This is a genomic window from Thalassotalea sp. 273M-4 (genome assembly GCF_041410465.1).
Lineage (GTDB): Bacteria > Pseudomonadota > Gammaproteobacteria > Enterobacterales > Alteromonadaceae > Thalassotalea_A > Thalassotalea_A aquiviva.
In genome coordinates this window covers 2305140-2317218 of sequence record NZ_CP166961.1, presented here as the reverse complement: position 1 = coordinate 2317218, position 12079 = coordinate 2305140, and the positions used below count along the sequence as shown (strand labels likewise).

At 41.6% G+C, this 12079-nt stretch carries 12 protein-coding genes; 9 read left to right on the top strand and 3 right to left on the bottom strand.

Translation table 11 applies throughout. The features are described from left to right. Positions 1 to 120 precede the first annotated feature (120 nt). On the bottom strand, positions 121 to 1086 hold the full coding sequence (cmoB, locus tag ACAY00_RS10465) for a tRNA 5-methoxyuridine(34)/uridine 5-oxyacetic acid(34) synthase CmoB (RefSeq protein WP_371373163.1): 966 nt from the start codon (positions 1084 to 1086) through the stop codon (positions 121 to 123). A gap of 17 nt (positions 1087 to 1103) precedes the next feature. Continuing rightward, positions 1104 to 1838 carry a carboxy-S-adenosyl-L-methionine synthase CmoA gene (gene cmoA / locus ACAY00_RS10460; protein ID WP_371373161.1) on the bottom strand — a complete coding sequence of 245 codons (735 nt, stop codon included), beginning with the start codon at positions 1836 to 1838 and terminating at the stop codon, positions 1104 to 1106. Positions 1839 to 2138: 300 nt separating this feature from the next. Between cmoA and aspS the strand changes: the two genes are divergently transcribed. From aspS to ACAY00_RS10415, 9 genes are all read left to right on the top strand, one after another. Further along, positions 2139 to 3923: an aspartate--tRNA ligase gene (aspS, locus tag ACAY00_RS10455; protein ID WP_371373159.1), complete on the top strand. Its 1785-nt coding sequence runs from the start codon at positions 2139 to 2141 to the stop codon at positions 3921 to 3923. Between the two features lie 103 nt (positions 3924 to 4026). Further along, entirely contained in the window at positions 4027 to 4554 is a 528-nt protein-coding gene (gene ruvC / locus ACAY00_RS10450; protein WP_371373157.1) for a crossover junction endodeoxyribonuclease RuvC, read from the top strand. A 186-nt stretch (positions 4555 to 4740) separates the two neighbouring features. Then, positions 4741 to 5382, top strand: a complete 642-nt coding sequence (locus ACAY00_RS10445) for a TIGR04219 family outer membrane beta-barrel protein (RefSeq protein WP_371373155.1) — start codon at positions 4741 to 4743, stop codon at positions 5380 to 5382. Between the two features lie 185 nt (positions 5383 to 5567). After that, positions 5568 to 6194: a Holliday junction branch migration protein RuvA gene (gene ruvA / locus ACAY00_RS10440; protein ID WP_371373153.1), complete on the top strand. Its 627-nt coding sequence runs from the start codon at positions 5568 to 5570 to the stop codon at positions 6192 to 6194. 40 nt (positions 6195 to 6234) lie between these two features. Beyond that, positions 6235 to 7242 carry a Holliday junction branch migration DNA helicase RuvB gene (gene ruvB, locus ACAY00_RS10435; protein WP_371373151.1) on the top strand — a complete coding sequence of 336 codons (1008 nt, stop codon included), beginning with the start codon at positions 6235 to 6237 and terminating at the stop codon, positions 7240 to 7242. A 192-nt stretch (positions 7243 to 7434) separates the two neighbouring features. Beyond that, positions 7435 to 8157 (top strand): SIMPL domain-containing protein, encoded by a 723-nt coding sequence (locus ACAY00_RS10430; RefSeq protein WP_371373149.1) that lies wholly within the window; start codon positions 7435 to 7437, stop codon positions 8155 to 8157. A gap of 1 nt (position 8158) precedes the next feature. Further along, entirely contained in the window at positions 8159 to 8656 is a 498-nt protein-coding gene (locus tag ACAY00_RS10425) for a histidine phosphatase family protein (protein ID WP_371373146.1), read from the top strand. Between the two features lie 150 nt (positions 8657 to 8806). Further along, positions 8807 to 9325 (top strand): CIA30 family protein, encoded by a 519-nt coding sequence (locus ACAY00_RS10420; RefSeq protein WP_371373144.1) that lies wholly within the window; start codon positions 8807 to 8809, stop codon positions 9323 to 9325. 15 nt (positions 9326 to 9340) lie between these two features. Continuing rightward, the gene (locus ACAY00_RS10415; protein ID WP_371373142.1) at positions 9341 to 9556 is read left to right on the top strand and encodes a TIGR02450 family Trp-rich protein; all 216 of its coding nucleotides are present in this window, start codon (positions 9341 to 9343) and stop codon (positions 9554 to 9556) included. A 148-nt stretch (positions 9557 to 9704) separates the two neighbouring features. On the opposite strand, the gene ACAY00_RS10410 is transcribed toward ACAY00_RS10415, so the two are convergent. After that, positions 9705 to 11870 carry a M3 family metallopeptidase gene (locus ACAY00_RS10410; protein WP_371379694.1) on the bottom strand — a complete coding sequence of 722 codons (2166 nt, stop codon included), beginning with the start codon at positions 11868 to 11870 and terminating at the stop codon, positions 9705 to 9707. Positions 11871 to 12079 lie beyond the last annotated feature (209 nt).

Genomic DNA, 12079 nt, shown 5'->3' with positions numbered 1-12079 from the left:
GAGCACCTTATTTAGCCTAATGATGTAATTCTTACCATACAAAATATGACCAATAAAAAAAAGCTAAATGACTATAAATTATACAAAAATAGCCATTTAGCTTAGAGCTTAGGACGGTTTTTAAACGTTGGCTACAATGATCGCACGAAGCGGGGCAGGATAGCCTTCAATGGTTTTATTTGGATCGCTTGGGTCTAAGAAGTCTTCAAGCGATTCGGTTTCCATCCAGCGAGTTTGGCGCTGCTCTTCAAACGCGGTTTGGTCGGTGTTAACCACTCGGACATTTTTAAACCCTAGACGTTCCATCCAAGCCGTCAGCGCTTTGGTACTTGGTAAAAACCAAACATTGCGCATTTTTGCATACCTATCGCCAGGCACTAATACCGTATTTTCGTCACCTTCAATAACTAAGGTTTCAAGAACAAGTTCACCACCAGGGGCTAATTGCGCTTTCAATTGCTGTAAAAAATCAATTGGTGATTTGCGATGATATAAAACCCCCATGGCAAAAACGGTATCGAAAGCTTTTAGTTCCGGTAAGTGTTGAACGCCCAATGGCAGTAAATTAACTTGGTCATCTTGAATAAAGTGTTGCATCGCCATAAATTGCATCATGAATAACTGGGTAGGGTCGATGCCAACCACAAATTTAGCGCCCGCACCACGCATGCGCCATAAGTGATAACCACTGCCACAGCCGATATCTAAAACGTAGCGATTAGATAGGTCACTGATGTGCTGCTTTAATCGATCCCATTTAAAATCGCTGCGCCATTCGGTATCAATATGAATACCATGCACATGGTATGGACCCTTGCGCCATGGTTTAAAGTTCATCAGTAAATTTTCGATGCGCTTTTGCTCACCTAAGTTGATGTCATTGGCAGCACCAATACGCACCTCGTCAGTTAAATCAATGCTTGATGGCGTTGTGTTCGGTAAGGCATCTAAGGTTTTTTGCCATTTTTGAAAGTCGCCATGCAGGTCCTCTTTTTGCCAGCGAGCAAGTTCGGCAGGTAGGCTGGTGAGCCAATGGGAAAGACGATTGCCAGCAATTTGCTGGTAAAAAGAATTAAAAAGAGTCATAAAAACAGAAGCCTTTGTTATTTAATGGCAAAAAGCGAAAAGAAGTTAAAACATTGAAACCACGTGCTGCCATGGGCAAAACCAGATTTTTGTAAGCGTTTCATATGTTCTTCTAGAGTATCGGGGAGCATCACATTTTCGATGGCTGTGCGCTTTTGCGCAATTTCAAGTTCGCTGTAGCCATTGGCGCGCTTAAAGTTATGGTGCAATTCATTTAACAGAGATTTACAGGTCGGATCTTGGTCATAAATTTTTTCTGACAAGATAAAAATACCACCAGGGATCAGGGCATCGTAAATGCGTTGGATGAGCTCTGCTCGGTGTTCTTTGGCTATAAATTGTAAGGTAAAATTTAGCACGATAACCGACGCATTTTGCATTGGCTCCGTTAATATATCGCCTTTTTTAACCTCACAAGGGGTGTCCGATTTGAACGCATTGATGTGAATCTTGCAGCGCTCGACCATCGCATCCGAATTGTCGATGGCAATAATTTGACATTGTTTATCAACAATGGAACGACGCATGGCCAAACTTGCCGCCCCTAAAGAACAGCCCAAATCATAAATGTTGGTACCGTCTTTGGCGTATTGGTTACTTAATTGACCTATGGTGTCGATAATGGTGTTATAACCGGGTACCGAACGTTTGATCATGTCGGGAAACACTTCCACAACTTGCTCGTCAAATCGAAAATCGGCGACTTTAGCTTGTGGTTTTGAAAATATAAGATCTTTATCTGAGGTAGTCATTTAACTGATTAATTCATAAAAGGTAATCTTTTTATTTTATCTTAAAATAACGTTATAGAGAAATTATCTGGCTTGATGTTGTTCTATTTTCTCGTTTTTTATTTGCTTTTTTAGGCTTTGACTTAAAACTTAGCAATAATTGCGCGAAAGCTTTCGCTTGGAGGTGACTTTATTGCCGTTTGCTTTATAATAACCGCCTTTAAAATTTGCAAATTTAGATGCAATGGTAAACATCGCCGATGCGCCAAATCGGTTTTAATACGGTTGCATAATTGATTAAAAAATTCAGGATACAAAAACATGCGTAGCTTATTTTGTGGTGAGGTAAATGAATCTCACATTGGCCAGGAAGTGACTCTTTGTGGTTGGGTTAATCGTCGTCGTGACCTCGGTGCCGTTATCTTCTTAGATTTGCGCGATCGCGAAGGCATTGTGCAAGTGGTGTTTGATCCTGATTTACAAGAGGTTTTAGAAACGGCTAACACATTACGTAATGAGTTTTGTGTGCAGATTACCGGTAAAGTACGTGCCCGTCCTGAATCTCAAGTTAATAAAGATATGAAAACCGGTGCGATTGAAGTACTAGGTTTAGAGCTTACTATTTTAAATAAAGCTGCCCCGTTGCCTTTAACTTTGGACGATCATCAAAAGAATTCAGAAGAGCAACGTCTTAAGTACCGCTACCTTGATTTACGTCGTCCAGAAATGACCGAGCGTTTACGTTTTCGTGCCAAAGTAACATCACAAGTTCGTGCTTCTCTAGAAAAGCAGGGCTTTATGGACATTGAAACCCCCATTTTAACCGCCGCTACCCCCGAAGGGGCTCGCGATTACTTGGTGCCTAGTCGTACGCAAAAAGGTAATTTCTTTGCTTTGCCACAATCACCACAGCTATTTAAACAGTTGTTGATGATGTCGGGTATGGAGCGTTACTACCAAATCGTTAAGTGTTTTCGTGATGAAGATTTACGTGCTGACCGTCAACCTGAATTTACTCAAATCGATTTAGAAACGTCGTTTATGAGTGCTGAGCAAGTGATGGATGTGGCTGAAACCATGATCCGTGAATTGTTCCAATCGCTATTGAACGTCGATTTAGGCACATTCCCGCACATGACCTACGCCGAGGCGATGCAACGTTACGGTTCTGATAAGCCAGATTTACGTAACCCTCTTGAGATTGTTGACGTAGCCGACATCTTAAAAGACGTAGAATTTAAAGTATTCTCTGGTCCTGCAAACGACCCTAAAGGTCGAGTGTCGGTAATTTGTGTACCAGGGGGAGCAGGTAAGTTCTCTCGTAAGAACATTGACGAATACACTAAGTTTGTTGGGATTTACGGCGCTAAAGGTCTGGCTTGGATGAAAGTGAACGACCTTGATGCCGGAATGGAAGGCATTCAGTCGCCTATCCTTAAATTTTTACCAGAAACCGCCGTCACTGAGCTACTACAACGCACGGGCGCTCAATCAGGCGATATTATCTTCTTCGGTGCAGACAGCTACAATGTGGTAACCGAAGCTTTAGGAGCATTACGTCTTAAATTGGGTGAAGACTTAGGTATCGTTTCGGATGAGTGGAAACCATTATGGGTTGTTGACTTCCCAATGTTTGAAGAAGACAAGGGCGCATTACACGCATTGCACCACCCATTCACCGCACCAAGTAATATGACACCAGAAGAGCTAGAAGCTAACCCAATTGGCGCTTTATCTAATGCTTACGATATGGTTTTAAACGGTTGTGAATTAGGTGGTGGCTCTGTTCGTATTCACGATGCACAAATGCAAGCCGCTGTCTTTAGAATTTTAGGGATCAGCGACGAAGAAGCGCAAGAGAAGTTTGGCTTCTTACTTGAAGCTTTACGTTATGGTACACCGCCACACGCAGGTTTGGCTTTTGGTCTTGACCGAATCGTGATGTTAATGACTGGCGCAAGCTCTATCCGTGATGTGATGGCATTCCCTAAAACCACGACAGCAGCTTGTCCATTAACCAATGCTCCTGGTAACGCCAACCCAGCTCAGTTGGTTGAATTGGGTATTCAGTCCATTGCCGCAGAGCAAAATGAGGACGAAAAATAAGGTTAAATACCTTATTGCGTTGATAAAATTTAGAATAAATGGCTGATTGTATAATCAGCCATTTTTATTTATGGTATAAAAAATAACATGATGTTGTGTTGATATGAGCATAATACTTGGCATCGACCCAGGCTCTCGTTTAACGGGGTACGGTGTGATTGAAAAGAAAGGACGCACGTTCAATTATCTCGGCAGTGGTTGTATTAAAACCTTAAGTGCCGGTGATGATCAGTCTAAGCGCTTGCAAATTATTTTTGCTGGAGTGTCTGAGCTTATTGTTCAGTTTAAACCCGATATGTTTGCCATAGAACAAGTGTTTATGGGCTTAAACCCAGGCGGCGCTTTAAAGCTTGGGCAAGCACGCGGCGTGGCGATGGTGGCCGCAACAAATCGGGGACTAGACGTTGCCGAATATTCCGCAAGGCAAATAAAACAAGCTGTCGTTGGCACAGGCGCGGCGAGTAAAGAGCAAGTTCAGCATATGGTGACCACGTTTTTAAAATTACCATGCACACCGCAAGCGGATGCGGCCGATGCATTAGCGGTGGCTATTTGTCACGGTCACAGTTTTGACTCATTAGTAAAAATGGCTGGGCAAGCGAAGAAAACCGTTCGAGGTCGATTGCGATAATTTGATTTGACCTAGGTCGGATGTTACCTCATTAGTTGTGCATTTCTAGCAACAATATGGTTAAATTATCTGGTTATAAAAACGCTATAATGCACTGCATTTATTAAAAAGATACGGATTCAAAAGTCGGTAATATTTACCACTTGCTGTTAATAATAATTACATACAAAAATAAAAAGGGAAATTATGAAAAAATTACTATTAGCTTCAGCGATTTTAGTCGCCTCATCTGCAGCTCAAGCCGATATGCTGTTGGGCGCTGAATTCGAAGCAACTTACTGGAAGCAAAACCTAGAATTAGCCGGTGACGATATGGGCGATAAAGGCCAACCCGCTTTTTCGGCCTCGTTTGAACACCCAATTCCACTTGTGCCAAATATCAAGGCCGGTTATTCAACGGTCGATTCTTCTGACTTAGCCTACGATAAAATTGATTTTACGCTTTACTATGAAATTCTTGATAATGATCTGGTAACATTTGATATTGGTGTCGGTGCATCACTATTTCAAAATGCCCGTATTTTACAAGAGCTGATTGAAGAAGAATTTGATGGTGCTATTCCTCATGCATACGCCATGTTAGAAGTGGGGATTCCGGCGACACCGTTATTTTTATACGCCAAAGGCGATGGCTTTAGTTACGACGATAACAGCATTTCAGACTTACAAGTTGGGATCAAATATGAAATTGGTGCATACGCCCTAAATTTTGACTTGTTGGCTGGCTATCGTGCGCAAAAGCTTGAAATTGAAGACTTAGGCGATGTCACCATCCCATTTGAATACGAAGCCAAAGGTTTCTTTGCGGGTATTAACTTAGACTTTTAGGTTCGTGCTTTAATATGCTTAAGCTACCGGTCAAGTTGGCGGTAGCTTTTACAGCCTTTGTCGCTGTTATTTTGTGACCCATCCATTCCCCCGTTATCTTATTTCCTTTTGTTTACCCTCCTCTTTACTATATATTTATACAGTGTTATTGTGTGCTTTTATAAGTTTACCCCCTAGGATACATCGTGATAGGTAGATTACGCGGCATATTAGTCGAAAAACAAGCCCCCGAAATCGTCATTGAATGCGCAGGCGTTGGTTACGAGGTCACTTTACCAATGACCAGCTTTTATCATTTACCAAAACTTGAGCAAGAAGCCGTTATATATACCCACTTTGTTGTTCGTGAAGATGCACAATTGCTTTATGGCTTTGCCAATACAACTGAGCGTAAGCTGTTCCGTTTATTAATAAAAGTTAATGGGGTCGGGCCAAAACTGGCGTTGGCTATTTTATCCAATATGTCGGCAGGGCAGTTTGTGCAATGTGTGAATTTAGACGATGTGGGCACCATCGTAAAAATACCAGGTGTCGGTAAAAAAACCGCCGAGCGTTTACTGGTTGAAATGCGAGATAAGCTTAAAGATTGGGGGCAAGAGTTGCCAATGCCAAGTAGTCATGCGATTTCTATTGATGACATTGGTGAAGCACCAAGTTTAATCACCACCGCCAGCAGCAAAGACGATGCCATTACGGCCTTAACCTCTTTAGGTTATAAACAAATGCAAGCCGAAAAAGCGGTGAAATCGGTGTTTGATAGTGATAAAAGCTCCGAAGAACTTATTCGTGACGCGTTAAAATCGATGCTGTAATATAGCCTTTGAATATCTTATTAACTATTGGTAGTAAACAATGATAGAAGCCGACCGCTTGATACAGCCGACCATGACACGAGAAGAAGAAACCATCGATCGTGCCATTCGGCCAAAGATGTTGACTGACTATACCGGTCAAGATCATGTAAAAGAGCAAATGGATATTTTTATCGCTGCGGCTAAAAAACGCAGCGAACCCTTAGATCATTTATTGATTTTTGGCCCACCAGGCTTGGGCAAAACCACCTTAGCCAATATTGTGGCAAATGAAATGGGCGTAAATATTCGTACGACATCGGGTCCTGTTCTGGAAAAAGCTGGTGACTTGGCGGCTTTATTAACCAATCTTGAAGAAAACGATGTGTTGTTTATTGACGAAATACATCGTTTAAGCCCCATGGTGGAAGAAATTCTGTATCCGGCAATGGAAGACTATCAATTAGATATCATGATAGGTGAGGGGCCTGCAGCGCGTTCTATTAAGCTTGATTTACCCCCGTTTACGTTAATTGGTGCAACGACTCGCGCCGGCGCTTTAACTTCGCCGTTAAGAGATAGATTTGGCATTGTCCAGCGCTTAGAGTTTTATAAGGTTGAAGACTTAACGGACATTGTCAGTCGCTCTGCTCATTTTCTAAATGTCAGTTTATCGACCGAAGGCGCCTTAGAAGTGGCTAAGCGCTCTCGAGGTACTCCGCGAATTGCCAATCGATTATTACGCCGAGTACGAGACTATGCAGAAATTAAAAATAATGGTCAGGCTGACCAGAATACCGCCTCAAAAGCCTTAAACATGCTTGAAGTTGATACCCAAGGCTTTGATTTAATGGATAGAAAATTGTTATTAGCGATCATTGATAAATTTTCAGGTGGCCCCGTTGGCTTAGACAATATCGCCGCAGCCATTGGTGAAGAGCGCGAAACGATTGAAGATGTTATAGAGCCTTTTTTAATTCAACAAGGTTTTTTACAACGCACGCCACGCGGTCGTATCGTTAGCGATAATGCCTATTTGCACTTTGGTTTAGATATCCCAAAGCGTTAATTGTTTTTGACTTAAGTTGATAACCAAAAGCCCTGACATTATTGTCGGGGCTTTTTGTTATGCTTGAAGCGCTTTTTGCTATGCTTATAATTTGGTATTGATTTTATAGTGGCCAAACGCTGTTAACGTATAAGTAAATGGCATATGAGATGCGTTTGCGGGTTTAAACAAGCAGCTAAAGTAGGGGATGGTATGATTAGGTTTTTATTTTTTGTCGGTGCTTTGCTTTGCGGCTCTAACGTGATGGCAAATGCTTTACCCGAATTTCCTTTTATTACCGTCTCGGGTCAGGCCGAGATCAAGGTTAAACCCGACAAAGCAACATTAAACTTTGTTGTTACTAGCATTGAAGCTGAATCAGAAGCTGCCCTTGATAATGTTAACAACACCGCCAATAAAATCTTGTTTATGTTATTAAAACAAGGGGTCAATGATAAGGACATTAAATCGTTTAGTATTGCTAAACAAGCCAGACGTTCTCAAAATCTCACCTATGATCAAATTACCATCCAAGGCTATGAAGTCACTCAGCGCTTTGAAGTGAGTTTACAGCGTTTAGATAATTTCCCCCAAATTATCGACTTCTTATTAAATCGTGATCATGTCGAGAGACTAAATACTGAATTTGATTTAAAAGACCGGCAACAATTGGAGTATGAACTGATAAAACAAGCGGGCAATAACGCGCGGATCAACGCAGATAACATAGCCGCTGCCGTTGGCGCCAAAGTTGATGCTGTTTATGGGATCAGCCAAGATCGCACGTTTGCCGATTTTTTTGCCTCATTTGGCTTTGATAAAAACAACTTTACGGCCCTAATGAGCAATGAGGGCGGACCGAATAAGGGGGTTTTTGTACCTGAGCACATCACCTTAAAAACTCAGGTACATGTCGTTTATAAGCTTGCCCAATAAAATGAATGTTTTTTGCTTGGTTCGACATGCAAAGTCCAGTTGGAAAGATCCAACCTTAACCGATATCCAGCGCCCTATAAATAGTCGAGGCAAAAGAAGCATTAAACTTATGGGGCAATGGCTAATGCAACAAAATATTTATGCCAAAGCTCTGTATGCAAGTCCTGCTAAGAGAGCGCAGCAAACTGCCCTAGGGCTAGCGCCTTTTGTGCAAGCCTGCAAGAGCGACGTCATCACCCAACAGCAACTTTATTTTCACGGCGCTAGAGCAATTTTAGAGTGCATAAAAACCACCCCAGAGTCTTTTCAAAGCATAGTGTTGGTAACTCATAACCCCGATATCACCGAATGTTTTAATTTACTGCACTGTGATCATCTTGAGCATATGCCAACGTGTGCCGTTGCTATATTTTGTTGTACTGAGCCATGGTTTAACTTCTCGTCAAAATGCTGTCATTTACAGGGTTACAATGTGCCCAAAAATATCTTAAGTGAATGAACGCCAAAGTTCGTTCAGTCTAAGCTAATCTATATGTGTGTCATTGGCGTATAGCAATAAAGATAACGGATTATTTATGGGCAACTTTTGCAGGGAATAAACTGTGAGGCCAACATGTCGCGAAATTTTTTACATACATTGGTTATTTTGATGATGACATCTTTAAACCCTGCGCAAGCGTCTGAGATATTTTTTACCCAATCGAGTGAGCAAGACAACTGGTTTGTGATCAACGATACGGTTATGGGTGGGGAGTCGCAAAGTCATTTTGCGGTCAGGGAGCAAAACGGTATTTTTTCTGGTTATGTATCCCTTGAAAACTATGGTGGGTTTGCATCGGTGCGTCGTCCTATGCGCTTATCTCATCCGAGTGAGCAAATTTCGTTACTCGTTAAAGGCGATGGTAAAACCTATCAGTTTCGCATCCGAACCAATAACCTCGTTGACGGTATTGCCTACAGGGTCAATTTCACCACCGAAAAAGGGGTTTGGCAACGAATAAACTTTCACCAACAGGAGTTTATTGCCACCTTTAGAGGTCGTATCATTACAGATGCACCGCCGTTAAAATTTAGCGATATCGCCCAAATTGGTTTTTTAATTTCGCAAAAACAACAAGGCAAATTTCAACTTATGGTGCAGTCTATCAGCTTTTTACAATCTACTTAAAGCGACGAAAATTTGATGAACCAAATCAACCCCAAAAAACTATTGCACAGTAAATGGCAAGCGGTAAGTCCAACAAATAAAGAAAAGCATTTTATTGTGACTAAAGTTCGATTTGATGAAACCGAAAAAGTCAGTTTGTGTGTATTAGAAGCCGTGTATAGCCACAACCAATACCATATCGATTGGCGGATTTTAAAAGATAAGCAAAAATGGTTACCCGGTTGGAAATAAGTTAAAATGGCCTATTATTATCGCACCATTATCGTGCCATTTTAAAGAAAATTTGAGGGCAGTACGGTTTGTACGAAACTGGGTTGTTTAACGGTGAAAAAGCACGCCTAATGACGTGCTTTATCCGACTCAAGTAACAACAAAGGTACTACAGTTTGGTTTTTAAGCCACGACGAATCAATAATGCATCGGTCGATGGCTCTTGCCCACGGAATGCTTTATAGGCTTCCATGGGTTTTTTTGAGTTTCCAATCGCCAATATTTTTTCTCGAAACTCAATCCCGTTTTCAATGTTTAAGCCACCATTGTTTTGAATGAATTCAAAGGCATCTGCGGCAAGGATTTCACTCCACATATAGGCATAATAACCTGCAGAATAACCACCGCCCATAGAATGAGAGAAGTAAGTTGATTTATAACGAGGGGGAATTGCGGGTAAGTCGACGCCGTGTTTCGCTAGAGCTTGGGCTTCAAAGGCATTTATATCATCAATGCTATTGGCGCTGGAAATTGAGTGGTATTCCATGTCCAACAAAGCCGCAGACATATATTCAAGCGTATCGAAACCTTGGTTAAAACTGCGAGATTTAATCACTTTATCAAGCAATTGCGCTGGAATCGACTCGCCGGTTTTATAGTGCTTAGCATAGTTTGCGATTATTTCTGGTTGCGCGGCCCAATCCTCTTGGAAAGTTGATGGAAATTCAACAAAATCTCGTGACACCGCGGTCCCTGCCAATGTTGGGTACTTAACATCAGAGAACATGCCGTGTAAACCATGACCTAACTCGTGAAACATAGTGGTCACATTGTCATAACTTACTAATGTCGGACTGCCTTCAGGCCCTTTGGGGATGTTCATTACATTAACAATCACCGGCTTTTGTTCAAGTAAGCCAGATTGACCAACAAAGGCTGACATCCAAGCTCCGCCTCGTTTACCGTCACGGGCAAAATAATCGGCATAGAAAATAGCAAGACTGTCACCATTTACATCAAATAGTTCATAAGCTTCTACGTCTGGATGATAAACGGGCAAATCTGGACGAGCTTTAAAATTAATGCCAAACAAACGGTTCATGGTGTAGAACAAGCCATCGTGTAATACACGATTAAATTCAAAATATTGTTTTACTTTATTTTCATCTAAATCGTATTGTCGTTGACGTACTAGTTCGGCGTAATAGGCCCAATCCCATGGTTCGAGCTTAAACGAATGGCCTTTCATCTCTATCATCGTTTGGATGGCTTGGGCTTCTTTTTTGGCTTTTTCAACGACCGCAGGTACCATGCTGCCAAACATTGCCAAAACTGCTTGTGGCTTTTTCGCCATTTGAGCTTCTAAGCCGTAACTTGCCCAATTGTCATAGCCCAACAGTTGGGCTTTTTCGGCGCGTAAATTGGCTAATCGAGCAACTATTTTGCGGTTGTCGGTAGCACCTGTTTGGGCTCGATTGGCCGATGCTTGCCATATTTTTTTACGCAGTTCGCGATTATGTATAGAAGCCAATATAGGCTGGCGTGTTGTATTCGTGATGCTTATAGCATATTTACCCTGAAGACCCGATGCCTCAGCCGCTTTTGCAGCCGCTTTAATTTGTGACTCTGATAACCCATCAAGCTCTTCAAGATTATCAACAATCACTTGAATGTTTTTCGTTTCTTGTAATAGGTTTTGGGCAAATTGGGTGGTTAAGTTTGAATGTTCTTCATTTAACGCTCGAATGGCGTGTTTTTGTTGCTCGGTTAATTTAGCACCCGCTCGGACGAAGTTGCGATGATATACTTCAAGCAGCCGCAATGATTCAGGATCCAAGCCCAATTGCTCACGTTGGTTGTAAAGGGTTTCAATGCGGGCAAATAATTTACTATTTAAATTGATGTTGTCATAGTGACCGGCCAGCAAGGGGGCGATTTTTTTTTGAATATCGCGGCGCTCTGCGTTGCTGTCGGTGCCCGCTAAATTAGAAAATACCAGAGACACACGAGTAAGCAGAGCTCCAGACTTTTCCATTGCTATCAGAGTGTTGTCAAAAGTTGCAGGCTCAGGATTATTGGCTATGGCGTCAATTTCTTGTAAATGTTCGGCCATCCCTTGAGTAAAAGCACTCATAAAATGTTCATCTTTGATCGCATCAAAATCTGGGGTTTGGTACTGTAATGTACTAGCGATCAGCAGAGGATTCGTTTGTTTGATACCTTGCTCCTGTTTTTGAGGATCTAGACGTTCAGTAGTGTCGGTTTGATTATTATCACTACAGGCGCCCAGAAGTAGCGTTGTTGAAATTGCTAACGCAACAACAGAAATTTTCATCATTTACTCCAATAGACTTTAAAAAATTCAATCAAGTATAGTCTTATCAAAATCAACAAAGAAGCATCTAAATCATTAGTTTAACTTGCATTTTTGATCTAGAGCAATCATTTGAAAAGTAGTTTTAAAGGCTAATGTCTTTATCATTATAGACACAATTTATCTGCTGTTATTTTGTTGTTTCTAAGGGGATAAAAAGGTGAGCCGTG